The 26,876-nt window shown below is 40.1% G+C and carries 23 protein-coding genes and 5 tRNA genes; 18 read left to right on the top strand and 10 right to left on the bottom strand.

Features of this window, described 5'->3' with window-relative positions; translation table 11 throughout:
• Nucleotides 1-99 precede the first annotated feature (99 nt).
• The gene (gene yaaA / locus O1D97_RS02870; protein ID WP_269122649.1) at nt 100-873 is read left to right on the top strand and encodes a peroxide stress protein YaaA; all 774 of its coding nucleotides are present in this window, start codon (nt 100-102) and stop codon (nt 871-873) included.
• Between the two features lie 108 nt (nt 874-981).
• Here yaaA and prmC read toward each other — a convergent pair whose 3' ends face one another.
• The 3 genes from prmC to hemA are packed head-to-tail and all read right to left on the bottom strand — an operon-like array spanning nt 982 to nt 4,175.
• Nucleotides 982-1,818, bottom strand: a complete 837-nt coding sequence (gene prmC / locus O1D97_RS02865) for a peptide chain release factor N(5)-glutamine methyltransferase (RefSeq protein ID WP_269122648.1) — start codon at nt 1,816-1,818, stop codon at nt 982-984.
• 1 nt (nt 1,819) lies between these two features.
• A complete protein-coding gene (prfA, locus tag O1D97_RS02860) occupies nt 1,820-2,911 on the bottom strand; it encodes a peptide chain release factor 1 (RefSeq protein ID WP_269122647.1) in 1,092 nt (363 codons plus the stop codon).
• The gene (gene hemA, locus O1D97_RS02855; RefSeq protein ID WP_269122646.1) at nt 2,895-4,175 is read right to left on the bottom strand and encodes a glutamyl-tRNA reductase; all 1,281 of its coding nucleotides are present in this window, start codon (nt 4,173-4,175) and stop codon (nt 2,895-2,897) included. Before hemA ends, prfA begins: the two co-directional genes overlap by 17 nt.
• Nucleotides 4,176-4,452: 277 nt before the next feature.
• On the opposite strand from hemA, the gene O1D97_RS02850 reads away from it, so the two are divergent.
• The 13 genes from O1D97_RS02850 (at nt 4,453) to O1D97_RS02790 (ending at nt 12,559) form a co-directional block, all read left to right on the top strand.
• Nucleotides 4,453-6,246, top strand: a complete 1,794-nt coding sequence (locus tag O1D97_RS02850) for a tetratricopeptide repeat protein (protein WP_269122645.1) — start codon at nt 4,453-4,455, stop codon at nt 6,244-6,246.
• A gap of 26 nt (nt 6,247-6,272) precedes the next feature.
• Complete coding sequence (gene lolB / locus O1D97_RS02845) at nt 6,273-6,842, top strand: lipoprotein insertase outer membrane protein LolB (protein ID WP_269122644.1); 570 nt, start codon at nt 6,273-6,275, stop codon at nt 6,840-6,842.
• Nucleotides 6,827-7,705 (top strand): 4-(cytidine 5'-diphospho)-2-C-methyl-D-erythritol kinase, encoded by an 879-nt coding sequence (gene ispE, locus O1D97_RS02840; RefSeq protein ID WP_269122643.1) that lies wholly within the window; start codon nt 6,827-6,829, stop codon nt 7,703-7,705. Before lolB ends, ispE begins: the two co-directional genes overlap by 16 nt.
• 97 nt (nt 7,706-7,802) lie before the next feature.
• The gene (locus O1D97_RS02835; RefSeq protein WP_269122642.1) at nt 7,803-8,750 is read left to right on the top strand and encodes a ribose-phosphate diphosphokinase; all 948 of its coding nucleotides are present in this window, start codon (nt 7,803-7,805) and stop codon (nt 8,748-8,750) included.
• A gap of 72 nt (nt 8,751-8,822) precedes the next feature.
• Complete coding sequence (locus O1D97_RS02830) at nt 8,823-9,401, top strand: 50S ribosomal protein L25/general stress protein Ctc (protein WP_269122641.1); 579 nt, start codon at nt 8,823-8,825, stop codon at nt 9,399-9,401.
• A 19-nt stretch (nt 9,402-9,420) separates the two neighbouring features.
• Nucleotides 9,421-10,005, top strand: coding sequence for an aminoacyl-tRNA hydrolase (pth, locus tag O1D97_RS02825; protein WP_269122640.1), 585 nt, complete (start codon nt 9,421-9,423; stop codon nt 10,003-10,005).
• 27 nt (nt 10,006-10,032) lie between these two features.
• Complete coding sequence (ychF, locus tag O1D97_RS02820; protein ID WP_269122639.1) at nt 10,033-11,124, top strand: redox-regulated ATPase YchF; 1,092 nt, start codon at nt 10,033-10,035, stop codon at nt 11,122-11,124.
• A 121-nt stretch (nt 11,125-11,245) separates the two neighbouring features.
• Nucleotides 11,246-11,320: transfer RNA gene (locus O1D97_RS02815), tRNA-Gln, on the top strand.
• 30 nt (nt 11,321-11,350) lie between these two features.
• A tRNA-Met gene (locus tag O1D97_RS02810) sits at nt 11,351-11,427 on the top strand.
• A 17-nt stretch (nt 11,428-11,444) separates the two neighbouring features.
• Nucleotides 11,445-11,519: transfer RNA gene (locus tag O1D97_RS02805), tRNA-Gln, on the top strand.
• Between the two features lie 19 nt (nt 11,520-11,538).
• A tRNA-Met gene (locus tag O1D97_RS02800) sits at nt 11,539-11,615 on the top strand.
• A gap of 15 nt (nt 11,616-11,630) precedes the next feature.
• Nucleotides 11,631-11,705, top strand: a tRNA-Gln gene (locus O1D97_RS02795).
• Nucleotides 11,706-11,857: 152 nt separating this feature from the next.
• Complete coding sequence (locus tag O1D97_RS02790; RefSeq protein WP_269122638.1) at nt 11,858-12,559, top strand: TIGR04219 family outer membrane beta-barrel protein; 702 nt, start codon at nt 11,858-11,860, stop codon at nt 12,557-12,559.
• A 98-nt stretch (nt 12,560-12,657) separates the two neighbouring features.
• Here O1D97_RS02790 and clpB read toward each other — a convergent pair whose 3' ends face one another.
• From clpB to rluD, 3 genes are all read right to left on the bottom strand, one after another.
• Nucleotides 12,658-15,237: an ATP-dependent chaperone ClpB gene (gene clpB / locus O1D97_RS02785; RefSeq protein ID WP_269122636.1), complete on the bottom strand. Its 2,580-nt coding sequence runs from the start codon at nt 15,235-15,237 to the stop codon at nt 12,658-12,660.
• Nucleotides 15,238-15,375: 138 nt separating this feature from the next.
• On the bottom strand, nt 15,376-16,134 hold the full coding sequence (gene pgeF / locus O1D97_RS02780; protein WP_269122635.1) for a peptidoglycan editing factor PgeF: 759 nt from the start codon (nt 16,132-16,134) through the stop codon (nt 15,376-15,378).
• A 119-nt stretch (nt 16,135-16,253) separates the two neighbouring features.
• Nucleotides 16,254-17,237: a 23S rRNA pseudouridine(1911/1915/1917) synthase RluD gene (gene rluD, locus O1D97_RS02775; RefSeq protein WP_269122632.1), complete on the bottom strand. Its 984-nt coding sequence runs from the start codon at nt 17,235-17,237 to the stop codon at nt 16,254-16,256.
• A 191-nt stretch (nt 17,238-17,428) separates the two neighbouring features.
• Here rluD and O1D97_RS02770 point away from each other — a divergent pair, with 191 nt between their 5' ends.
• Nucleotides 17,429-18,241, top strand: coding sequence for an outer membrane protein assembly factor BamD (locus O1D97_RS02770; protein WP_269122630.1), 813 nt, complete (start codon nt 17,429-17,431; stop codon nt 18,239-18,241).
• Nucleotides 18,242-18,313: 72 nt separating this feature from the next.
• Here O1D97_RS02770 and O1D97_RS02765 read toward each other — a convergent pair whose 3' ends face one another.
• Together O1D97_RS02765 and O1D97_RS02760 are read right to left on the bottom strand one after the other, a co-directional pair.
• Entirely contained in the window at nt 18,314-18,973 is a 660-nt protein-coding gene (locus O1D97_RS02765) for a glutathione S-transferase (protein WP_269122628.1), read from the bottom strand.
• Between the two features lie 77 nt (nt 18,974-19,050).
• Nucleotides 19,051-19,263: a cold-shock protein gene (locus tag O1D97_RS02760; protein WP_269122627.1), complete on the bottom strand. Its 213-nt coding sequence runs from the start codon at nt 19,261-19,263 to the stop codon at nt 19,051-19,053.
• 381 nt (nt 19,264-19,644) lie between these two features.
• Between O1D97_RS02760 and O1D97_RS02755 the strand changes: the two genes are divergently transcribed.
• Both O1D97_RS02755 and O1D97_RS02750 read left to right on the top strand, forming a co-directional pair.
• On the top strand, nt 19,645-20,856 hold the full coding sequence (locus O1D97_RS02755) for an ammonium transporter (RefSeq protein ID WP_269122625.1): 1,212 nt from the start codon (nt 19,645-19,647) through the stop codon (nt 20,854-20,856).
• A gap of 139 nt (nt 20,857-20,995) precedes the next feature.
• The gene (locus O1D97_RS02750) at nt 20,996-21,472 is read left to right on the top strand and encodes a DTW domain-containing protein (RefSeq protein ID WP_269122622.1); all 477 of its coding nucleotides are present in this window, start codon (nt 20,996-20,998) and stop codon (nt 21,470-21,472) included.
• Between the two features lie 191 nt (nt 21,473-21,663).
• Here O1D97_RS02750 and O1D97_RS02745 read toward each other — a convergent pair whose 3' ends face one another.
• Entirely contained in the window at nt 21,664-22,593 is a 930-nt protein-coding gene (locus O1D97_RS02745) for a porin (protein WP_269122621.1), read from the bottom strand.
• 547 nt (nt 22,594-23,140) lie between these two features.
• Nucleotides 23,141-23,851, bottom strand: a complete 711-nt coding sequence (locus O1D97_RS02740; RefSeq protein WP_269122618.1) for a fumarylacetoacetate hydrolase family protein — start codon at nt 23,849-23,851, stop codon at nt 23,141-23,143.
• A gap of 160 nt (nt 23,852-24,011) precedes the next feature.
• Between O1D97_RS02740 and O1D97_RS02735 the strand changes: the two genes are divergently transcribed.
• The gene (locus O1D97_RS02735) at nt 24,012-26,831 is read left to right on the top strand and encodes a bifunctional diguanylate cyclase/phosphodiesterase (RefSeq protein WP_269122616.1); all 2,820 of its coding nucleotides are present in this window, start codon (nt 24,012-24,014) and stop codon (nt 26,829-26,831) included.
• The last annotated feature ends 45 nt before the right edge of the window (nt 26,832-26,876 follow it).

Below are 26,876 nucleotides of genomic sequence, written 5' to 3'. Positions count from 1 at the left end.
AAATTTTCTCTATTGCATCCATATCTAGATATCTATCGTCACTCTATGGATAATCTTAAGCAAACGCAATCCTCAAACGTGCAAACTCTTGGAAAAGCTATGAAATTTCTAATATCACCAGCAAAAACGCTTGATTTAACAAGCCAAACCTCAACAGATTACTCTTCTGTGCCCGCCTTTCTTAATGAATCACAGATTCTTATTGAAACCATTCGACCTTACACTCCCGCAGATATTGCTCATCTAATGAAGCTAAGCGATAAACTTTCCACTCTCAATGTAGAGAGGTATCAAGACTGGCAGCATGAACATACCAAGCACAATAGCCGACAAGCTATCTTTACTTTTATGGGTGACGTTTATACTGGCTTAGACGCCAACTCCTTAAGCCAAGAAGATCTTCTTTATGCTCAAGATAACCTGTGTATTTTAAGTGGTTTATATGGTCTCTTAAAACCACTCGACTTAATGCAAGCTTATCGACTAGAAATGGGCGTCAAACTGGAGAACCCGAAAGGTAAAAATTTATATACATTTTGGAAGGACATTATTGCAGACAAAATCAATCAGGAATTAGATAAAGATGAGCTGTTAATCAATCTAGCGTCCAATGAATATTTTAAATCTGTTGATACAAAAACATTGAATAGCGAGGTCATTTCACCCGTGTTTCTAGATGAAAAGAATGGTCAATATAAAGTGATTAGTTTCTACGCAAAAAAAGCCCGTGGACTGATGGCTCGCTATCTCATACAGAACCGCTGCCAAAGCTATCAAGAACTATTGAGTTTTGATTATGCAGGCTATCAATATGATGCAACACAATCTAAGCACAATGCGCCGGTTTTTTGTCGACCAGAAAGTGCTCAGTAATGTATTAAAACTTATCGTACCTTAAAATACCATCAGCCTAGCGATCTTACTTTTAGAGCAAAAAGTGATCGCTAACGCGCCTCTTTACAGAATAGGTTGATGCCAATATCATGCTAACCACTGCCCTAGAGTCACCCTGTCATTACCAGAGTAATCTTGGCACGTTACGACATTTTTATACCCTAGCGAATTTAGAATGTCTTGGCTTCTTCTCGCTTGTTCAAAGCCATGTTCGAATACCAGCCAGCCAGAAGGGGCCAAATAATGTAACGCCTCTTGAGCTATACACTGAATATCTGCATAACCCGATAAATCAGCCACTAAAGCGGACTTAGGTTCAAATCGAACATCGCCCTCATCAAGGTGATGATCAGCCTCATCAATATATGGGGGATTTGAAACAATGAGGTCAAAGCCTTTTTTCTCAACACTTTCAAACCAGCTACTTTGATATATGGAAGCGGTTAAGCCCAATTTTTTTGCATTTCCACGCGCTAGATGCACAGCGTCCTCGATCAAGTCGACGGCATGCACTTGCGCTGTGGGTCGTTCTGAGGCAATAGACAATGCCACAGCACCCGTGCCAGTACCTAAATCCAACACCAGAGGCGTAGCAATATCGACTATTTTCTCTAGAGCCATTTCAACCAATACTTCGGTATCCGCTCGCGGTATCAGAGTGCAAGGCGACACGTTAAACTCTAACGACCAGAACTCTTGAACACCAAGCAGATAGGCAATAGGCTCCCCTAAAGACCGAGCCTTAAGTAACTTATTAAAAGCCAGCTTTTGCTCTAAGCTAATCTCTTTTTCCGGCCAGGTATATAAATACGAAGTACTAACCTGAAGAATACTCGCCAACAATAACTGTGTATCTAGTTGCGCCGTATCAGAAAGGGCTGCTAATTTAGCCGCCCCGTCCTTTAAACATTGATCAATTCTCATATTATGAATTGTCGTTACTTAAGGCCGCCAACTGCTCAGCTTGATGTTCACTGATCAAAGGATTTACCAAGGAATCTATTTCACCAGCAACAATTTCATCCAGCTTGTATAAAGTAAGATTAATACGGTGGTCTGTCACCCTACCTTGTGGGTAGTTGTAAGTCCGAATTCGCTCAGATCGATCACCACTGCCGACCAAAGATTTACGTGTTTCAGATTTTTCGGCGGCATATTTTTCATCTTCTGCCGCCTGCAACCTTGAAGCTAATAGAGACATGGCTTTGGCCCTATTTTTATGCTGAGAACGCTCTTCCTGACACTCAACTACCACGCCTGTTGGAATATGAGTCAAACGAATTGCCGAATCTGTTTTGTTTACGTGTTGACCACCTGCGCCAGAAGCCCTGAAGGTGTCTATTCTCAAATCTGCTTTATTGATTTCAATTGCATCCACTTCATCCATCTCAGCCATAATAGCGACGGTACAAGCTGAAGTATGGATACGCCCCTGGGATTCTGTCGCAGGAACTCGCTGAACTCGATGCACGCCCGATTCAAACTTTAATTTGGAATAAGCCCCATCACCAACAATACGAGCGATCACTTCTTTATAGCCACCATGCTCGCCTTCATTAGAACTGATTACTTCTACTTTCCAGCGTTGCGTTTCCGCATAACGGGAATACATGCGAAATAAATCACCCGCAAAAATAGAGGCTTCATCACCACCGGTTCCAGCTCGTACCTCCAAAAACACGTTACGGGAATCATTAGGGTCTTTTGGCAGCAATAATTTCTGTAATTCTTCAAGTAGAACATCTTTTTGCAGATTGCCTGATTTAAGTTCTTCTTGACCCATTTCTCTCAAGTCAGGATCGCTGTCTGAACACATCAATTCCGCTTCATCTATATTTTCCATAACCTGCTGGAAATTAGTAAAGCACTTAACAACAGGCTCAAGCTCTGCGTATTCTTTTGAATAGGACCTAAACAAATCTTGATTCATAATCACTTCAGCTTCACCGAGTAAAGCAGACAATTCATCATAACGATCAGATAGGTTTTCTAGTTTAAATTTAATCGAATCTTTCATTATTTTTTTCATCTGTAATGCCCAACACTTGAGTCGCTATATTTAACGCGTGCTGATCTTCATTTGCTCCCGCCACTCTCAGATATTGAGTTGGTGAGTTAATCAGTTTATTCATCAAGCTATGTGCGAGTTTCTGTAAAACCTGTTCTGGTGTTTGACCAGCGTCAAGACTTTTCATGGCTTTCGACAATTCAAGCTGTTTGGTTACTTCTGCCTGCTGTCTATAATTAACAATTATTTCTGAGACTTTTCTAGACTCAATACTTTTTCTAAAAGCGACAACCCCATCATCAATAATCACTTCCGCTTCTTTTGCCGCATCTAATCGAGCTTTTTGATTCTCTTGTATAACAGAATGAAGATCGTCTACCGTATAGAGATAAATATCTTGAATTTCTTCTACTTCCGGTTCAATGTCTCTTGGTACCGCAATATCAATTAACAACATAGGCTTGCGGCGACGCTTTGCAATCGCCTTTTCAACCACACCTTTACCAATAATAGGCAACTGACTTGCTGTTGATGAAATAACAATGTCCGCCATCGGCAAGTATTCAGAAATATCCGACAAAAGAATGGCTTCAGCACCCATTTCTTCTGCAAGTATCTGCGCTCTAGTCAACGTTCTATTCGCGACAATGATTCTCTTTATACCACTTTCTTTTAAATGCTTAGCAACGAGTTCGATTGTTTGTCCTGCACCAATCAATAACGCCGTACTTTTTTTAACATCCGCAAAAATCCTTTGCGCCAGACTTACTGAGGCAAACGCGATTGACACAGGGTTCTCACCTATAGACGTATCCGTACGAACCTGTTTCGCTATTGAAAAGGTTTTTTGAAATAAAGTTTGTAGATTTGAGCCTATGTATTTGCCTTCTTGAGAAACGGCAAATGCAGACTTAACCTGACCAAGAATCTGAGGCTCACCTAAAACCAGAGAATCCAAGCCAGATGCAACCCGCATAATATGACGAACACTGTCATCTTCATGGTGCGCGTAACAGAACTTACGTAACTCTTCTAAAGGAACATCATGGTATTCACTTAGCCACTCTACAATTTTATTTATTTTCCCTTCATCATCCACAGAACAATACAATTCCGTTCGATTGCAAGTAGATACAATGACGGCCTCTTTAGCACGTTCGTGATGAACCAGCTCACTTAGAGCGTCAAACATTTTCTCTGGAGCAAAAGCAACACGCTCTCGGATAGAGACAGGGGCAGTTTTATGGTTGATACCAACCGTGACAAGCGGCATTCAAAAACTCTTCTTCAAGACTGGGGGCGTAAACACAGTTTCGATGTGTAATCTTTCTATTAGACTTTCTATATAGATAAGTCGATTGTATGTATACATCGAATTTTAGTGCGTGCATTATACGTGTTATTCGTGCATTTTCGCACCCCATGATGTCAATAAAATCAAATCTATGTGATAGGGATTGCCTAGTATTTCATCAAAGGCTCTATTTTGATGTTGGCAGCACATCGAACGAACGTTACTATAATGAGAATCAGTTTTAATTGAGAAAAGCATGCCATTTCCAATATCGCTCAAAACAACACATTATACTTCACTCATAAAAGCACAAAAAAATCGCTTTTTTCCACCGGTCTATAACCTAAAGTCTACTTTTGGTTTTGCTCTGCTAATTCTATCTTTATCTGGTTGCAGTGTCTTTACGCCTCAAAATCAGGCTTCAACAAGACTTAAACCAGTCGAAATAGATCTACACAAAACACCAATCCAAAGTGCATTAATTGCCGAGTTCTCACTTGCGAGGGGAGAGAAAAAACAAGCGGTTGAATTTTATTTAGCGTTAGCTATTTCAGAGCAAAACAGCACTCTCGCAGAGAAAGCAACCCTCATTGCTCTATCCCTGAATGATCCAGCACTCATTATTCAATCAACGGACATTTGGCTTTCTTTAGACAAAAAAGCAACAAACAGCTATTCAATTCGTTTTAGAGCATTCGCAATCCAAGGTAATAAAGACCAAGTTGCAAATACAATCGTTCGGGCCTATGAAGAATCCATTCCATTCGATTTTTTAAATAGAACCATTAACTCATTTGCTACCACGCCAAAATATTTAGCCATAATTAATGAGGCGATTCACTTGCTCCCTCAAGACTTGCAATCTCAAACAGAGATACGATCAGCCTTAATTCACACGGTCTATTTGCAAGGAGATTTTAAGTCCGCAAAAGAAGCCGCTCAAACACTTCTTAGCGAAAATAAAAACAATAAAGCCCCCTTACCTTCAGATATTTACTTCATTCTTGGATTGACTCAAAAGCAAGATGGAGAACTTCAAGAAGCGATTCAAACACTAAAACAAGGGCTGGCATTATACCCTGAAGAATACACATTGATTTCATCCTTAATCGATTTCGAAATGAATGATAAAAATTTTAAATCCGCAAAAGATCATTATCACAACGCGACCCTCCCTGCGCTCTACAAAGCACAGCTGTCAATTCATTATATTAGTCTCTTAATTCAACACAAACGCCCTGCGGACGCACTAAAAGCATTAACTTCAATTGATTACCAAGCCTCTGGCTTCACTGATCGATTTTACTTTTTAGAAGCCAATGCTTATGCTGATTTAGACAAGAAAAATACAGCTATAGAAAAATTAAAACATGTGAATGGTCAACTTTTTACAACAGCAACAGAACAGATCATCATATGGCTTTATGATTTAAAAAAAGAGCGGGAGATTAATGATTTTGTGGCGACAAGATTCGAGCAAAGACAAAATACTGAGACCATTTTAAATGTTATGCAGTACCACGAAGACAAAGAAGAACCTCAACTCGCATTGGAACTTGCCAAGATTATTCTTAACCAATCATCAGATATGAATGACGTTCGCTATAAGAAAGCCTTATTAGAGGATTCACTTGGTAACTGGCATGAAACAGAGAAAGAACTACGCTTCTTACTTAAGAAAGAGCCCAATAACGCTAACTATTTAAATGCACTAGGATATACATTATTAGTTCGTTCCCAACAATATAGTGAAGCTATAGACCTCATTTCATCTGCCTATAGACTCGACCCAGACAACCCTGCCGTTATAGACAGCTTAGGTTGGGGATATTTTTTAAACGGGAATTTTGTTAAAGCCGAGTCGCTGTTGAATAAAGCCTGGGGACTCTTACCTGATGCAGAGATTGCCGCTCATTATGGCGAAGCACTCTGGGCCCAAGAAAAATACGATGAAGCCGTTGCCGTTTGGCAAGAAGCATTAAATGGCTCACCAAACCACCCATCATTAAAAGAAACGCTTAATCGACTCCATCCATCTATGCTCGAATAAGTGCACCTTTACAGGATTAAATTATTATGCGAATAGGCTTTATTATTACAACGCTGATTTTGATTTCAGGGTGTAGCAACACCCCTAAAGTCAGCACACCAACTCCCGTCACTGTTGATCAAATAACTCAATGGGAGACGGTTGGGAGAGTTGGCATACGCACAGAAGAAGACGCATTATCTGGAAATTTTAATTGGTTCCACAACAATTCAAAATTTGATCTTTCTATCATTGGTCCATTTGGCCAAGGTTCAACACATTTAGCTCAAATATCCCCTGGGAATGTCGAATTAAAGTACAATGATGTTGAGGTTAACGGCACATCCGCCCGTACCTTACTTAGCGAACAATTTGGCTGGCAATTTCCCGTTGAGCAAGTGTCATATTGGATAAAAGGACTACCGTCGCCAAACAGCCCGTATGAAATACAAAATGGCTTCAATAGCGATCGCGCTGAAGAGATCATTCAAGATGGCTGGACAGTAACCTACAAAGAATACACTGAGGTTGATGGGCTAGAATTACCCAGTAAACTGCAAGCTTCTAATCCGCCTTACAGAGTCAATCTAATTATTACACAATGGACAATCAAATAAACTCACTTACCTTACCCTCTCCCGCAAAGTTGAATCTTTTTCTTCATATCATAGGGAGAAAAGAGAACGGCTATCACTTGCTGGAAACCTTATTCCAGTTTATTGATTTACACGATACCATTCGCTTCACTGTAAACAGGGAAGATCATATTCGTATTTTCCCTCATATTGAGGCTTTACCAGAAAAAGACAATTTAATATTCAAAGCAGCGACACTTTTACAACCCTTTCGACGTAATAAAGAATCGGGAGTACATATCCACCTAGAAAAATCACTACCAATGGGAGCAGGTATTGGTGGTGGGAGTTCGAATGCGGCCACAACCCTTCTTGCTCTTAACTTGTTATGGGATTGTCAGCTATCTCTTAGTCAATTGGCTAGTCTTGGCTTATCCCTTGGTGCCGATGTCCCTATTTTTATTCATGGAAAAAGCGCTTTTGCACAAGGTGTAGGTGAACAACTTACCTTCCTTAGACCCAAAACCCCCGTCTATCTGCTGGTAAAACCAAACGCCCATGTGAATACTGGTCAAATTTTTACCGATAAACGTTTGACAAGAGACACCTCGAGCATCAAAATATCGCACGTCTTAACACTGGACGGGCATAACGATTGTTTAGATGTTGTAAGAGATATCTATCCGGATGTAAACGAAGCGTATCTTTGGCTTAAAAATCAAGGAGATGTAAAGCTTACGGGGACTGGAGCATGTCTCTTTATCGCATTTGAACATATAGAGGATGCTGAACGGGTAAAACAAGAACTACCTGAAAAATGGCAAGCTTGGATTTGCAATGGAAGCAATACCTCATTAACGCACCAAGTACTTGACCAGTGGGTAGCAAAAAATCGGAAAATTTAGGCAATTAAGTTAATACATATTTTTGCGAACTGGAGACAGTTACTTTCCGTATTCGCCTCTATTCATCACGAACAATTTAATACAAAAGGTATTCACAGTGTCCAAGTTGATGGTTTTTACCGGTAATGCAAACCCTGAACTCGCTCGCCGAGTAGTACGTCGCTTAGGTTTACCTATTGGTAATGCTACAGTTGGCAAATTCAGTGACGGAGAAATCACAGTCGAGATAAATGAAAACGTTCGTGGTAAAGACGTTTTTATTATCCAATCCACATGTGCACCGAGCAATGATAACTTAATGGAACTGATTGTAATGGCTGACGCATTGCGTCGTGCCTCTGCAAGCCGAGTAACCGCTGTTATCCCTTACTTTGGCTATGCTCGTCAGGATCGTCGTGTACGCTCCGCTCGAGTTCCTATTACAGCCAAAGTTGTTGCAGATATGATTTCTGCTGTTGGTATCAACCGAGTGTTAACCGTTGACCTTCATGCAGATCAGATTCAAGGATTTTTCGATATTCCTGTAGATAACGTTTATGGAACACCCCTGTTACTAGACGATTTACAGCGCCAAGGTTATGAAAATATCACCGTTGTCTCCCCAGATGTAGGTGGTGTTGTACGAGCAAGAGCGTTTGCTAAGCTTTTGGACGATGCAGACCTTGCTATCATTGACAAACGTCGCCCTCGCGCTAATGAAGCGCAAATCATGCACTTAATTGGTGATGTAGCGGGTAAAACATGCGTATTAATCGATGATATGTGCGATACTGGTGGCACATTATGCGCTGCGGCTAAAGCATTGAAAGATCATGGAGCTGAAAGGGTCTTAGCTTACTGCACACACCCTATTCTTTCTGGTAAAGCCATTGAAAATGTAAATAATTCCGTTTTAGATGAATTGGTTGTTACTGATACCATTCCGCTAAGACAGGACGCGCTAGAGTGTCCTAAAATTCGCCAATTATCCATGTCTGATATATTGGCTGAAGCTGTTCGTCGCGTATGCAACGAAGAGTCTATTAGTGCTATGTTTGGTGCCTAACTCAAAACCAAACGCATTTGCTCGGGACCGGTCGCAGTCCTGGGCTAACTAACCTTAATTTAGGAAAATAAAATGTCATTAACTATTAATGCAAACACTCGTGAACTTCATGGCAAAGGTGCGAGCCGCCGCCTACGTAAAGAAAATTTAGTTCCTGGTGTAATCTACGGTGGTTCAACTGAGCCTCAGTCTGTTTCATTCGCAGTAAACGAGTTGAACAAAGCCATTGAAAACCCAGCTTTTTTCACTAGCATCATTGAAGTAAACGTTGCTGGTAACCCAGAAAAAGCTATTGTAAAAGCACTTCAACGTCACCCAGCACGTCCTGAAGTTCTACATATCGACCTTCTTCGCATTGAAGAAAACACCGTTATCACAACTCGTGTACCACTTAGCTTTGTTGGCGCAGCAACGAGTGCTGGCGTTAAAACTCAAGGCGGCCGTTTGGTTGTAGAAGCGAAACTTGCTGAAGTTCGTTGTTTACCAGCTAACCTTCCTGCAGAGCTTGTTGTGGATTGCACAAACGCTCAACTTGGCGATATTTACCACCTTTCAGATGCCGTTGTTCCTGAAGGTGTAGAGCTTGTTTCATTGTTGAAAGGCGAAGATCACAACCAACCAATTGGTCGTATCGACAAGTCTAAACGTTAAGATTATTGAAGGTAGTATTGTGGCGAGTTTTAAATTATTAGTTGGGCTAGGTAATCCTGGTACAGAATATGATAACACCCGTCACAATGCTGGCGCTCAATATATAAAGGCACTGGCTCAACAGAGTCAGTGCCTTTTACGTTATGAAAAAAAGTTTTCCGGTGAATTTGGAAAAGTTTCTATTGGTGGAAAAGAATGTTTTTTACTCATTCCAACCACCTATATGAATTTAAGCGGCTCAGCCGTACAAGCCCTATGTCAGTTTTACAAAGTACTTCCTCAGGAAATATTAGTCATTCATGATGAATTAGATCTCCCTCCTGGCACAGCCAAACTCAAAGTAGGTGGTGGTCATGGTGGTCATAATGGGCTCAAAGACATTATTTCAAAATTAGGCAATAACCGTGATTTCGGTCGTTTACGTATCGGCATAGGTCACCCAGGCCACGCCAGTAAAGTAGCGGGTTATGTATTAACCAAAGCCCCCTCCACAGAGTTTCTAAAGATTGAACACGCTATTGATGAATCCCTTCGATATACAGATGATATCGTTGCTGGCAACCTCAATAATGTGATGAACACACTGCACAGCTTCAAAGCTTAAACATTTATATTATATTCAGGAATTATTATGGGTTTTAATTGCGGCATCGTCGGATTACCAAATGTCGGTAAATCCACGTTATTCAATGCACTTACCAAAGCGGGTATTGGTGCTGAAAACTTCCCTTTTTGTACAATAGAGCCAAATGCAGGTGTGGTAGCCATGCCTGACCCTCGCCTTGACGCCCTTTCAGAAATCGTTAAACCTGAAAGAGTGTTAGCAACCACCATGGAATTTGTGGATATTGCAGGCTTAGTTGAAGGCGCATCGAAAGGGGAAGGCTTAGGAAATAAGTTTTTGGCCAATATACGTGAAACCGACGCCATTGCGCATGTTGTGCGTTGCTTTGAGGATGAAAACGTTATTCACGTTGCCAATAAAATCGACCCAAAAGCCGATATCGAAATCATTAACCTTGAACTAATTTTTGCAGACATCGAATCGGTTGACAAACAGATTTTCCGCACAGGAAAAAATGCGAAAAGTGGCAATAAAGAAGCGATAGCTCACAAAGCTTTCTTAGAAAGACTAAAAGCCCATTTAGAAGATGGATTGCCAGTTCGTTCACTTGAACTCACAGATGATGAAATAAAAGAAGTAAAAGCGCTTCACCTCCTTACCACAAAGCCAACTATGTACATTGCTAACGTCGCTGAGGACGGTTTTGAAGATAATCCACACCTTGACCAGGTAAGAGCTATTGCAGCGGCTGAAGGCGCTATGGTTGTTCCTATATGCAATCAACTTGAAGCTGAAATTTCTGAACTTAATGCAGAAGAAATGCAAGAGTTCCTTGACGAGATGGGAATGCAAGAGCCCGGCTTAGACCGAGTGATTCGCGCAGGCTACGAACTATTAGGGTTACAGACTTACTTTACTGCTGGTGTAAAAGAAGTTCGTGCCTGGACAGTAAAACAAGGCGCAACAGCTCCTCAAGCCGCTGGAGTTATTCACACGGACTTCGAGAAAGGCTTTATTCGTGCTGAAGTCGTCGCTTATAACGACTTTATCTCGTTCAAAGGAGAGAGTGGTGCTAAGGACGCAGGTAAGTGGCGCTTAGAAGGGAAAGAATACATAGTAAAAGACGGGGATGTGATGCATTTCCGTTTCAATGTATAAATTTATTCAATTGTTATAGATATTTTCAGAAAAAAGCTTGACCCGATAAGGCCTTATATGAATAATATCGCACCCAGAGACAGGGGATCGCACAAAAGATAATTTGTTTCTGGTTTGTAATTGGGGTATCGCCAAGCGGTAAGGCAACAGGTTTTGATCCTGTCATGCGTAGGTTCGAATCCTGCTACCCCAGCCATTACAACATAACTGTTAGAAAAGTAATTATGGCTATGTAGCTCAGTTGGTTAGAGCACATCACTCATAATGATGGGGTCACTAGTTCGAATCTAGTCATAGCCACCATTAATTACTTAAAAAATTGGGGTATCGCCAAGCGGTAAGGCAACAGGTTTTGATCCTGTCATGCGTAGGTTCGAATCCTGCTACCCCAGCCATTTTTTCTAATATAGTTAAGGCTATGTAGCTCAGTTGGTTAGAGCACATCACTCATAATGATGGGGTCACTAGTTCGAATCTAGTCATAGCCACCATAAAATTTGGTTATTTGGGGTATCGCCAAGCGGTAAGGCAACAGGTTTTGATCCTGTCATGCGTAGGTTCGAATCCTGCTACCCCAGCCAATTTCCTTATTGTAAATATCACTTCTTATCTATTCTAATCTTTTTTTGAACTTTACATAACGTTAAAAATAAGATGCAATCTTTGTTGGTCAAACATAAGTCCGAAAGTTTATACTACTTAAAACCTTCAAATTAATATGGATAACCTTACTATGAGAGCCGCCCTTTTACTTTCTTCTTTGGTCCTTGCTAGCACTGCACAAGCAGATGTTTTAGGCTTAACCGCTGAAATTGGTGCCTTTTCCCCAGATTCAACAGTTGAATTCTCTGATCATGGAACATCAAGTGACTCAACGGATATGGATGCAGATAGCAGCCGCTACTATGGCATTGCCTTTGAACACCCACTCCCGTTAATTCCCAATATTCGCCTTCAAGGTACAGATCTAAAGTCTGAAGGAACAGTCACTTCAAGTGTTACCTTTGAAGGACAAAGCCTGTCAGGTGATGCCAAGCTCGATTTATCCCACACGGACTATACTTTTTACTATGAGTTTCTCGATGGGCTACTTTGGCTGGACCTGGACGCAGGCTTAACTCTAAGAGACTTTGACGGCTCAATTGAGCTAGACACAGAAAAGAGTAGTTTATCTGCTGTTGTCCCTATGGCCTATCTCTCAGCTTACGCAACGATCCCTGGAACCAGTGTGTCTGTTGGTGGTGAGCTGAAAGCACTCTCTATCGGCGATTCAAGCATCACAGATACAACCATCAAGGTGAAATATGAAACGCCATTCTTAGTAGGTATTGAAGGAGGCTATCGTTCTATGGATATCGACCTAATAGATGTAGATGATAAAGATGTTAAGAGTGAAAGTTCTGGAGTCTTCATCGGCGCCTTTATCGATTTCTAAGTAGAACATTTGATTTATAAAAAAACCGTAGGTTATCTATTAAAAGGTTAAACATACTTTAAATAGAGCCTACGGTTTTTTATCACATTACTAATGTATTATTGTTTAGTAAAACAGATCTCATTATCTTTTGTATCAGCCACAATCACGTCTCCACTCACAAACCTGCCTGACAACAATTCATTTGCTAATGGGTTCTCAATCCAGCGCTGTATTGCTCTTTTCAGCGGCCTCGCACCGTATACAGGGTCATAACCAACCTCAGACAAGCGAGTCAGAGCCCCCTCACTCATGGTCATGCTAATACCCATCTCTTCTAAACGCTGATTCAAATGATGCAACTGAATACGTGCAATACCTTGAATTTGAGACAACATAAGAGGATGAAAGACAACGGCCTCATCAATTCGATTAACAAATTCAGGACGGAAGTGCATACCAACTACCTCCATTACCTTTTCTTTAATCTCTTCATATTGACTGTCATCACGATATTCTTGAATCACATCAGAGCCGAGGTTAGAGGTCATAACAATAACGGTATTACGAAAATCCACTGTTCGACCTTGCCCATCCGTTAAACGACCATCATCTAATACCTGTAAAAGAATATTAAACACATCTGGATGCGCTTTCTCGATTTCATCTAGCAGCAAGACAGAATATGGACGACGGCGTACTGCCTCAGTTAAATAACCTCCTTCCTCATAGCCAACATAACCTGGAGGAGAACCAATTAAACGAGAGACGGAATGCTTCTCCATAAATTCAGACATATCCAAACGCACCATTGCCGCTTCTGAATCAAACAAGAAGGTTGCCAGCGACTTACATAACTCTGTTTTACCAACCCCTGTAGGGCCTAAAAATAAAAAGGAACCATTTGGTCTATTTGGATCAGACAAACCAGATCTAGAGCGTCTCACAGCATTGGCAACAGCACAGACAGCTTCTTCTTGCCCTATCACAGATTCATGTAAGGCCTCTTCCATACGCAATAGTTTATCACGCTCACCCTCCAGCATTTTATCTACAGGAATGCCTGTCCACCTTGAAACAACCGTTGCGATTTCCTCTTCACTAACACGATTTCTAAGCAACTGAGTTTGCCCTAATTCTTCTGCTTGACTAGCCTTTTCTATTTCCGCTTCTAACATAGGAATCACCCCATACTGAAGCTCCGACATTTTCGCCAGATTTCCCTCCCTACGAGCCTCTTCCATTTCATGTCGCACAGACTCGAGATCTTCTTTTAACTTTTGCCCTCCTTGTACAAGGGCTTTTTCAGCATTCCATATTTCGTCTAAATCAGAATACTGCTTTTCTAATGTCTCAACTTCAGAGTCAAGTTCTTTCAAGCGAGTTTTTGACGCCTTATCTTTTTCTTTTTTGAGCGCTTCTTGCTCTATTTTCAATTGAATTAAGCGGCGCTCTAAACGATCCATATCTTCTGGTTTAGAATCCATTTCCATCCGAATTCTACTACCTGCCTCATCAATTAAATCAATGGCCTTGTCAGGTAACTGCCGATCAGTGATATAACGCTGAGAAAGCTTAGCCGCGGCAATGATCGCAGAGTCAGTAATATCCACCCCATGATGCACTTCATAACGCTCTTTTAACCCTCTCAAGATGGCAACAGTATCAGCAACAGAAGGCTCTTCAACCAATACTTTTTGAAAACGTCTCTCCAAAGCGGCATCTTTCTCAATATATTGACGATATTCATTTAATGTTGTGGCACCAACACAATGCAGCTCTCCACGAGCCAGTGCAGGCTTTAACATATTACCCGCATCCATAGAGCCTTCAGATTTACCCGCGCCAACCATGGTATGAATCTCATCAATAAAGAGAATTACCTGACCCTCTTGCTTAGAAAGCTCATTCAGCACAGCCTTTAAACGCTCTTCAAATTCACCTCGATATTTGGCACCAGCAATCAAGGTCCCCATATCTAAAGAAAGTACTCGCTTACTCTTTAACCCTTCAGGCACTTCGCCATTAATAATACGTTGCGCCAATCCTTCTGCTATCGCTGTTTTACCAACGCCAGGCTCACCAATCAATACTGGGTTATTTTTTCGACGGCGTTGTAAGACCTGAATTGTTCTACGTATTTCATCATCACGGCCAATAACAGGGTCCAGCTTGCCTTCAGCCGCTCTCGCGGTTAAATCAACGGTATATTTATCTAGCGCTTGACGATTCTCTTCGGCATTTGCATCATTAACACTTTCGCCACCTCGGACTTGATCTATTACAGCGGCAATATCATTTTTGGTGACGCCCGTTGCTTTTAAAGCCTTAGCCAGGTCATCTTTACCTTCAAACATAGCCATCAAGATAAGTTCAGATGAAATAAATTGATCTTTGCGCTTTTGCGCTTCTTTATCACCTAGGTTTAATAGTCTCACCATTTCAGGGGACATCTGCACATTACCGTCGTGATCATTGACCTTTGCCAAACGATCTAAAATACCATTAAGAGATTCTCTTAATTTTGTCACCTGTACGCCGGACTGCTGAAGAATAGGTCGCGTACTACCACCTTGCTGATCCATCAAGGCAATTAATAAATGCACTGGCTCTATATAAGAATGGTCCTGCCCTAGAGCAACAGACTGGGCATCAGACAGCGCAAGTTGTAACTTACTTGTTAATCGATCAATTCTCATTACTAAACTCCTTTATAGAGGAAAATTCTTACTGTATCTGCCTAATTAATACGTCCCAAAATATCGTTTTCAATGGAGAAGTGTCAAAAAAATGACACCAATCAAATATATGGCTTCTTTTCAAACAATAATGTCACTCTACTCAAACCAAATGACACTAGCCATTCTGCCTGTTATCCCATCCCTTCTATAGGAATAGAACTTATCCCTTTCAGTAAAAGTACAATGGTCACCACCATATATTTGATTTACTCCCATTAAGCTGAGTCGTTGTCGAGCCAGCAAGTACAAATCACCCAACCATTTATCTTCACCTAAAGCAGTAAAGGCCTCTACAGCCTTAGAATCACGCTCAAGGAAGGCCGCTCGAACCTCACCTCCCACTTCAAAAGACATAGCGCCGATAGCAGGCCCAAGCCAAGCCATGACATTCTCAGCCTCTTCGAATTTACCTACCGTTTGCTCAATTACACCATCACATAACCCACGCCAACCTGCATGTAACGCAGCGACTTGAGTGCCATCATCATTCGTTAACAGGATGGGCAAACAATCTGCCGTAAGAATGGCACACACTTGATTCTCTTTATACGTTATCGAAGCATCGGCTTTGTTATCCAGGTTCTCGTCCTGTAGAAGCGGTAACTCAAGCACTTTAGTTCCATGGATTTGATTAAGCCATACAAGGGTATTAGGCATATCTGTATGTTGCTGAAATAGTCTCCGGTTACTCGCCACTCGATAAAAATCATCACCAACATGTGCCCCAAGATTTAATCCCTTGTATTCATTATCACTTACACCGCCAATACGGGTAGAAGAATACGCTCGAACATTCTTGGGAGCAGGCCAATTAGGATGAATAACATGTAATTTTGTTGATAAATTGTCACTCAAAGCACGCTCTCCTAACTTAAACGAATAACGAAATAGTATTCCAATAAAAAGAAAGCAGCCATTTGGCCGCTTTCTTTTTTATTGCTATGACAGATTGCATTAATGGTTACTCAATACCACTAATAATACTCAGAATCGTCACTACCAGATTCTTCCATATCTTGCTTCAAAAGCTCAATTAGATGTTGCATATCTTCCGGCAAATCTACTTCCCATTCCATAAATTCACCACTAATTGGGTGGGTAAGCTCTAGCTTCTTAGCGTGTAAGGCTTGACGTCTAAACAGTCGAATACCTTCTTGGAGCTCAGGAGAACAGGCTTTTGGCATTTTCAAACGCCCTGCATACTGAGGGTCCCCAACAAGAGGGAATTTAACAAAGGACATATGTACGCGAATTTGGTGTGTACGCCCTGTTTCCAACTTCAGACGGATATGGGTATGATTTTTGAAACGTTTTACCAAGCGAAAATGCGTGATTGCCTCTTTACCATGTATAGGTTCAACAGCCATCTTTTGTCTATTATGAGGGTGACGACCAATAGGCTCGTCGACAACACCACCACCCGTCATCACACCGATAGTAATAGCTTCGTACTCACGACCCATACTGCGATCTTGAAGCTGTGAGACTAGATCTGTCTGAGCCGCCAATGTTTTGGCCACTACCATTAACCCCGTCGTTTCTTTATCTAAACGATGAACAATACCAGCTCTCGGCACATGACCCACTTCAGGAGCATGATGCAATATAGCGTTTAACAAGGTGCCGTCTCTATGACCTGATGCTGGATGCACAACCAGCCCAGATGGTTTATTGATAACTAAAATATCATCATCTTCATAAACAATACTTAATGGAATATCTTCAGGTAAATGCACTTCTTGATTTTCCACAAGAACACTTAATGAAATAGTTTCACCACCAAATACTTTTTCTTTAGCTTTAACTTTTTTACCATCCACTAGGATGGTACCTTCTTTAATCCATGATTGAATTCGAGATCGAGAGAAATCTTCAAATAATTCGGTAGATACTTGATCCAACCTTTGACCACTAAAATCCACTGGGACTTGGACTTCTTTTACAATACGCTCTGCCATACAATGTACTTAAATTGTTGATAAGTGGAAATTACATAAAATTCACACATCATCAAGTGATAATAAAAACTCAGCTCTGTTATTATTGAACGCAGTGTTCTAACTTAGAGCTACAGATAGCCAATTCGGTAACTTTTACTTATTTAAGGTTTTAATTATACATGGGATTTCATCAGACGTTGCTGCGATTCATGACAATTACAAGTTTTTCTTTGCTTGTAGTCGCTTGCTCAAACAAAACAGTACAAGAACCTGACCTTCCAGAACAAGAATACTATGAGAAAGCACAAGCTGCACTAGAGGATGGGTTACCCACCACGGCAGCGAAACACTTAAAAGATCTCACTAGTCGCTATCCATTTGGTGAATATACGATACGAGCTGAACTTGATTTAATTTATTCCTATCTTAGTGCTGGCGACTTCATCGCGGCTCATGTGAATGTAGAGCGCTTTATTAAAAACCACCCAGACCATTCTTCTTTAGATTATGCTTATTATATGAGAGGTCTAATAACTTATAAAAGTACAGAGAGTTTCCTAGGAAGGTATATTGCACTAGATCCTAGTGAAAGAGACGTATCAGAGTTAACGACATCATTTAATGAATTTTCTCTGTTATTAGAGCGATATCCTAATAGCCAATATGCACCCGATGCAAAAGCTCGGATGGTGTATTTAAGAAACATCATCGCCCGACACGAACTTCAAGTAGCTAACTATTATTTCAAACGTAAAGCCCCTTTATCCGCACTACGTAGAGGACAAACGGTTTTAGAGCAATACCCTAGCTCTGACTCAATAGAGGACGCATTAGGTGTTATTATTCAAGCCTACATTGATTTAGGCCAATTTGATCTGGCTCAAAACAACATCGAAGTATTAAGGACCAGCTACCCTACCTCTAAATTTTTAGACAAGGATGATAAATTTATATCTCCTCGTTTACCGAAAGACGCGGATCCTGACTTTTTATACTGGGTAACATTAGGAGCAATTGATTAATGCTTTTTAAAATGATCATTTTCTGAGTCTTCAGAGAATGGTCATTTTAATAGTCAATGTATATCCCCGTTTTTAAGGAAATATTACCGACTCTTGACCATCATACCATTGCGAATATTTCTTCATTACAATCAAAAAAACATCTGACTTTAAAAATTTGTCTAGCCATAGTTTTAAATATTGGTACTGCGTATTTTCAAACCAAACTGTGTCTACTGCCGAAAATTGTCTTATAAATGGAAAAACGGCAATGTCCGCCAAAGTCATCACGTCACCTAATAAAAAAGACGTTTTACTTAACTGATGCTCTAGCTTTTGTAAATACGCCTCAGCTTTCCCCCTATAAAAAGCCTCGGAGTGACTTGGAAATCGATCAGCATATTTATACTTATCTAGCCACGCCTTAAAATCATTATCATTTTCATCAAACCATTCTAAAATTTTAGTTTGCATACATACATCATCTGGCCACAATTGAGACGCGATTGTAGAACCGTTTTGCTCAAGCTTCTTTCGCTGAATAGCCCAAAACATAATGTCTTTACTTTCCTGATATCTTTCATCGCCATCTACCAGCTGCGGAACGGTAGAGCGGCCACCCAAAACGAGCAATGCATCTGGTTTATCTTTTAAAACCACTTCTCTTAACTCAACTTTATGACCTAACAACGCCAGCGTATAGCGAGCTCTTATCGCATATGGACACCGTCGAAATGAGTATAAAACTGCCAATTTATTCTACCTTTATCAACCTTTAAATTAGGTATAAAAAAACCACGACACGCGTGGTTTTTTTATACCAAGCATAACTAAACGATCGTTACGTTTTCAGCTTGAGGACCTTTTTGTCCGTCTGTAACTTCGAAACTGACCGTTTGACCTTCTTGCAAAGTACGGCGACCCGTTCCATTAATTGAACGAAAATGAACAAAAACATCTGCTCCACCATCACGCTCAATAAAGCCAAATCCTTTTTCATCATTAAACCATTTAACAATACCTGTTACTAATTCACCAGACATACAAACCTCATTACTTATTTAATGCTGCCCTTTATCGGGTCAGTCTATTTCTAACCTTAGAACCAACTATTCAAAGGAATCCTTATTTTAATGGCTTAATTAAATCAGACAGACCTCTAAGTCTATCTAACTTAAGAAAAACCATTCCTCGATAATATGATGTACGAAATCAAATGGGAAGAAGCACAAGAAAACTTCATGAAAATTTCATAAGAAGATCACAATTAAAATAACAACACGCACCAAAATAAAACAAATAGGCGTGAATATTGCATCATTTTGATACGGAAACAAAAAACGGCTTTTGAAATATTTTTTTGCACCACAAGGGAACAAAGAAATAAATAATCGCACCACAAAAGCACAAGAGAGGACTCCTTAGTGGATCAAATTAATAGTGCAGTAGAGGCGCTCGTATCAAGCGCCAACACTTTATTCATTCTTTTAGGCGCCATCATGGTTTTTGCCATGCATGCCGGCTTTGCATTTTTAGAGGTTGGAACGGTAAGGCAAAAAAATCAGGTTAATGCATTAGTTAAGATCATGACGGATTTTGCTATTTCTGCTTTAGTTTACTTTTTTATCGGTTATCAGATTGCCTATGGCAGCCATTTCTTTTCAAGTGCCGCCGAATTATCCCAGAATAATGGCTACGAATTGGTTAAGTTTTTCTTCTTAATGACTTTCGCCGCCGCCATTCCAGCGATTATCTCTGGTGGCGTCGCTGAAAGAGCCCGATTTTATCCCATGCTCATTTCGGCAGGTATTATTGTTGGTGTTGTTTACCCTTTCTTTGAGGGCATGATTTGGAATGGTAATTATGGGTTTCAATCATGGCTAGAAACTCAATTTGGCGAGGGGTTCCATGATTTCGCTGGGGCGGTCGTTGTTCACGGTGTCGGTGGCTGGGTAGCATTTGCAGCCATCCTGCTTCTTGGCTCTCGTACAGGTCGCTACCGAAACGGCAAAGTCGTCGCTTTCGCCCCTTCAAATATTCCATTCCTTGCATTGGGGGCTTGGATTCTATGCATTGGCTGGTTTGGCTTCAATGTGATGTCAGCCCAAACCCTAGACGGTGTGAGCGGATTGGTCGCTGTTAACTCTCTCATGGCTATGGTAGGCGGCATTATTGCGGCCATGATACTTGGTAAAAATGACCCAGGGTTCATTCATAACGGCCCCTTAGCAGGGCTTGTCGCTATTTGCGCAGGCTCAGACATTCTGCACCCAATAGGCGCTTTGATGACTGGCGCAATTGCTGGCGCGCTGTTCACATGGCTATTTAACCTAATTCAACAAAAACTGCCTAATATAGATGATGTTCTTGGAGTCTGGCCTCTACATGGTATTTGCGGTGCTTGGGGAGGCATTGCTGCTGGTATTTTTGGCTCTGAAGCAATGGGTGGTCTTGGCGGCGTCAGCCTAGTATCTCAAATCATTGGCACCTTTGCAGGCATCAGTATTGCATTACTTGGTGGGTTAGCTGTCTATGGCACGATGAGAGCCTTCAGCGGTATCCGCTTATCTCAAGAAGATGAGTTTAATGGTGCCGATTTAAGCCTGCATAAGATCAGCTCAACCAGCAAAGATTAATCTTGTAAAACCAGTTACTACTGGTTCTTTTTGCCCTAGCCTACCTAGCTAGGGTTTTTTTTATGCTTTTTTTAAGCTTTATAGTAAAGTAGCCTATGAAAAGACTCTCTCCAAACTCAAATTATAAGTCTCTACCAACATGCGTATTACTCTACTCACTCACCTTCGAGAACTAAATAAATGTACAGCAACAGGACCTTTAGTTAAGCAAGTATTGTCGACACACTGCAACATTATTGAATGGCGCAGAAAAGAACCAAACAAAGAGTTAATGTCATTAGATCCATCTACAACCGCTTTAGTCTTTCCAGTTATTGAAACGGCTACCTGGCCAATTTCTCGATTGACTGAAACCGAGCTTCCCGGGATTCATCACTTCATTATTTTAGACGGCACCTGGCAAGAAGCGCAAAAGATGTATCATAAAAGCCCCTATTTACATTCCTTACCTCACTATGAGCTTAATACTGAATACCAATCTGAATATCGCCTTAGAAGAAACCAAAAAGCGGTAGGTTTATGCACGGCCGAAGTTGCCATAGAAATCTTAAAACGCAAAGGATTAAATAAGGAGTCAGGTGCTCTTTATCAAAGATTTACACATTTCAATACTTAGAATAGAAGGTTTTTTCTGACAAAAAAAGCACACCTAATAGATGTGCTAAAAATCCCATAACAAGAAACGACTTTCAATCTTAAAATGGAACCTTGAATGATCATACTTTACAGTTAGACCTTCCAGTAAATGGAAGGCCTAAGAATAAAGTGAGAGCAGATGAAATAATCAGTTATACTTCATCAAAAATCTTAGAAACCGTAGTATGCACCCACGGCGGTGAAATCAAGTTCATCAGCTGTTTGCTGTCCAGCTTCAACATAAACATATACGTTATCACCAAGATTATAAGTTGCACCTAATGCATATTCATCATAGTCATTTGCACCAGATAGATCTAAATCAACCTGCTGGAATGAGCCATATAGACGGCCAATGCCATATTCATAGCTAGCACCTACACCCATACGAGTATCAACATCAGTATTCTCTTCGTATTTAGCAAGCAACGTCATCGCACCATCTAGTTGATAGCTTGCAGACAAACCAATTGTTTCATCTGCATTAGGAGTATTATCAAGAGTGTCATAACCCAAAGCCAAAGTAAGCGCATTTACACTGTATTTAACGACAGCCGTTAACGCCTCACCCTCTTCAACTTGAGCGGATTGCACTTCAGACTCAGCATCGCCTTTTACCTGGGCAGAAAGTTGAACTTCAAATCCACCAAATGAAGGACTGAAATAAGCAATCGTGTCACCTTCTTTAGTTGTTGCAGATCCTTCAATACCTGCAAATTCAAACTGATCTAAACCATCTTGAATTGCATTATTATAGATACTATCAAATGTACCAATTTGAACTTTACCGAAGTTACCTTTCGCCCCAACATAAGCTTGGTCTAGATTCACGCTAATGTCATTCGTTTTTTCATCGGCATCGGCTTCTAGTTCATATTTGAAGAAACCAGTAAGACCTTCATTCAACTTTGTTTCACCTTTGAAACCAAAAGTTGAACCATTGTCCGTAATCTCACTTTCGCTACTTCCACCAACCAAATCAGAGTTATGGTAAACAAGCTGGATATTACCATAAGCATCTAAATAAGAATCGTCCGCTGCTTGTGCGAAAGAAGTAAAAACAGCACTAGAAACAGCAATTGCAATTAAAGATCTTTTCATCGGTTATTCCTTATTAAATTATTGTACTTAATCTGTCGAAACGCTCTCACCGAACGCATTCGGTAAAAACAATATAAGCCGAAATTTTTTGTAAACAATATGAACACCTATGATTACTTTTTTGCTCAGCATTCGATGCGAAATTACTCTGATATGACACCAATTATGAACTTACAACATCATGACCAAAATTACACATTAGAAAATAACATCTATAAATCAATAACATAAAAAATAAAACAGCAGATAGATCAATTTAAAAACAAATCCAATCCTGACTTTATATTGAAAAGAGCCCATATCACGCCCTACCTTTGACTAGATAGAGCAAAAACAAAGGAAACAACATCCTTGATTGTTACCTACCTATCACTAAAGAGAGAAAAAATATGAAAATGACAACAATGAATGGTTAAAACCAGAACAAATCAGGGAACTAATACAGGAAGAGGAACTTAAGAACATAGATCAACCTCCATTTCAGTAGTTAGATTTATAAACTATGAGATGGAGGTCGATAGTTTTGAGCTATTCATTTCAAATGATGCTACGGCATGACTTTTAGGTCAAACCCACCTAACCCTTCAATAAAAACTTGCATTGTTTCTCCAATATCAACTGGCCCAACATTTTCAGGTGTCCCCGTCATGATCAGATCGCCAGGGTGTAACTCAAACACTTTAGAGAGGTGGCTAATTATTTCAGCCACAGACCAGGTTAAGTTAGATAGGTTGCTTGATTGCCTTACCACACCATCCACTTTTAACTCAATTAAACCTTCATCTAAAAGACCTACCTGTTGCGTTGTTTTAATAGGTGTCAATGGGGCCGAAAGTTCAAATGACTTACCAACCTCCCATGGTCTCCCTTTCTTCTTTGCTTGTGTTTGCAAATCTCTTCTTGTCATATCCAGACCGATCGAATACCCAAAAATGAAATCAAGCGCATCTGATTTCGAAATGTCTTTGCCACCCTTAGACAAAGCAACAACTAGCTCGGCTTCATACTCATAACGCTCAGTACCTGCTGGGTAGGGAATACTAGACAGACCGGAGAAAGGCACCTCTAAAACACTTGAAACATCCTTACAAAAGAAAAAAGGAGGATCTCTATCTGGATCATCTCCCATTTCTCTTGCATGCTCAGCATAATTTCGACCCACACAAAATATTCGATTTACAGGAAATGCTTGATCACTTTCAAAAATACTAAGAGAGACCACTTCTTTAGGGGGAAAAATAAAATTTTGTTTTTTCATGGTATACCACTCATTTAAATGCCAACAACAACTTAAAACCACTAATAGAAACTATCCTAGCTCTTTTTAATTGACCCACATCAAGATAAAGAAGTAAACCCTTATCGCCATAAGCCTGACCTATGGATAATACACAATTTTATAAATAGTAGTTTTTACAATGCTTCAGAAACTTGCTCGGAACCTACAGCTTAAACAAATTTTGGCTTCCTTTGGGTTGGCTGTATTCTCATTAATAGCCATATTCTTATATCTATTATGGGAAGAACATCACAACAAAGAAAATGACTTCGTTGTTTTTCAAGAAAAGCTTATTCAACAGCAGAATGTAGAAATCACTAACAAAGTTAACGAAATCTTTGAAACAATCTCTTTTGAAAGAGATGAGAATAGGGAGGAACTCAAACAATCTATTGAACATGAAGTACTAAGCGCTCATATTATCGCAACAAAAATATACCATGAACTGCAACCTATCCTTCCTGACCATAGAATTCAGCACACTATTATAGAAACACTGAGAAACATTCGTTTTTTTGATGGGAGAGGCTATTTTTTTATAGACGACCTAAATGGAAGAAACATACTCATGCCTACGTCTCCTGACATAGAAGGAACGTATGTAAAAACAATACAAGATGATTCTGGAAAATATATCGTTAATGAAATATATAAGGCCATCAACTCAGACAAGCAAGCAGGTTTTGTCATATATCGATGGCCTGTTCCTCACACTAATAAAGAGAAATATGAAAACAAACTGTCCTTTGTTAAAAAATTCACCCCATATGGATGGGTGATTGGCTCAGGAGACTATTTAACTCACGCAGAAGAAAGCAATAAACAAAACCTACTAAACCGTATTCAAGGACTGACAAATAATCCTATTACGTTTATTGAAATTCAAGATACAGAAGGCAATACACTATTCCCTAGCCTCTCAGATAATAGGTTAAATACAGATAATGCTGCGCAATTAGACCAAACCAATATAAAAATGCGTGGCAGTGATTTAATAACTACTCACTCAGTAACAGAGAAAGACTGGGGATGGGAAATTATAGGAGGATATGACCAGGCGAAGCTTAAAAAATATTCAGAAGAACAGTGGTTAATTCATACAAATGAACAGAGCAACAATTTCAAAAAACTCATTTTTGGACTTATGGCTGTCAGCGTCTTCATTCTCCTCAGTGCCCTTCTTATGTCTATTTGGATCACACGCACCTTTAACCTTTACAGAGAAGAGCAAGAGCGGCAAAGCAATATTTTACGGCAAAACCAAACCGAATTAGAACTAGATGCACGAGTGTTTAACAGCACAAGCGAAGGAATCATAATTACAGATAGCAACAATCAGATTATAAAATGCAATTCTGCTTTCACCACTATTACAGGTTATACAGAAAATGAGGTGAAAGGAAAAAACCCTTCTTTTTTAAGCTCAAAAAAGACACCAGCACACGTCTATAAATCGTTGTGGGATACTCTTAAACAAACAGGTCATTGGCAAGGAGAAGTTATTAACAAACATAAAAATGGATACTTATTTCCAGAATGGTTATCTATTAATGTATACAAAGATAAGAACAGCGATACCATTAGCTATATTGGAACCATTACAGACATCACCTCAAGAAAAAGTATCCAAGAAAAATTAGAACGATTAGCGCATTTTGACTCCCTAACAGATCTCCCTAATAGGAGGCAATTAAACGATTTTATCAAACAAAACATTACGGACATCACCAATGAAGGACAGCACCATTTTTATATCTTATTTATGGATCTTGATAATTTTAAATTTATCAATGACAGTTTGGGACACGCAATTGGAGATAAAGTATTGCAAGAAACCGCAAAACGCTTAGCCGAACTAGCGGGAGCCACAAATCTTGTATGTCGCCTTGGTGGGGATGAATTTGTGGCCGTGATAAAAGACCCACTCTTCATTCAAGGTATCACCTCTTTTGTTGATAATTTAAAAAATACTATTGGCAAACCTATAGAGATTGCAGGTAATGCCTTAATCGTAACTCCAAGTATTGGTATTTCTCAGTACCCTAAAGATGGGGAAAACCACGACACCTTACTAAAAAACGCCGATGCCGCGCTGTACCTAGCAAAAGAAAATGGTCGTAATCGCTATGAATTTTTCACTTCATCTTTAAGCAGAATGGCCGCCGAACGAGTTTCTTTAGAACGAGACCTACGCAATGCATTACAGAAAAAGCAGTTTGAGCTTTTTTACCAACCTCAAATAGACCTAAAAACAGGCGAACTAATAGGATGCGAAGCGTTAATAAGATGGCATCACCCTAAACGAGGAAGGGTTCCTCCGGATGCATTCATCCCCATTGCAGAAGAAACAGGCTTAATTGTTGAAATAGGCCACTGGGTTCTAGAAGAAGCGCTACAACAACTGTCATTATGGACAACAGATAATAGTTCATTCAATATGGCCATTAATTTTTCAGCAAGACAGTTTAATGAAGACGTACCCGAAGTAATGAAGTCTCTTCTTCAGAAATACCAAATAGATGGAAAAAAGGTCACTCTTGAAATAACAGAAAGCCTTTTAATAAAACAACCAGATCAAGCAATAAATATGCTAACAAAAATACGCTCGTTAGGCATAAACATCGCCCTAGACGATTTTGGAACAGGGTTTTCCAGTCTGTCTTACCTTAAAAAGTTTCCTCTTGATAAACTTAAAATAGACCGTAGCTTTATCAAAGAAATGCACCGCAATAAAGACGATATTGCGATTACAAAATCCATTATTGCAACAGCAAAACATTTCGATTTAACCACCATAGCCGAAGGAGTTGAAAACGAACAACAAGTAACACTATTACAGGAAATCGGTTGTGATCACATACAGGGATACTTTTACTCGAAACCTGTCCCCGCATTTGATATGCAACAAAAAATCAAACAAAACACGTCAGGAAAGCTTCAATTAGTATTTGCCTCCTAAACCTGGCTCAATTCAATACAGGTCAACCAATACTGACCAGAAAGA

Origin of the sequence: Marinomonas phaeophyticola (genome assembly GCF_026966905.1) — a bacterium.
GTDB classification, from domain to species: Bacteria; Pseudomonadota; Gammaproteobacteria; order Pseudomonadales; family Marinomonadaceae; genus Marinomonas; species Marinomonas phaeophyticola.
This window is presented reverse-complemented; position numbering and strand designations above follow the sequence as displayed.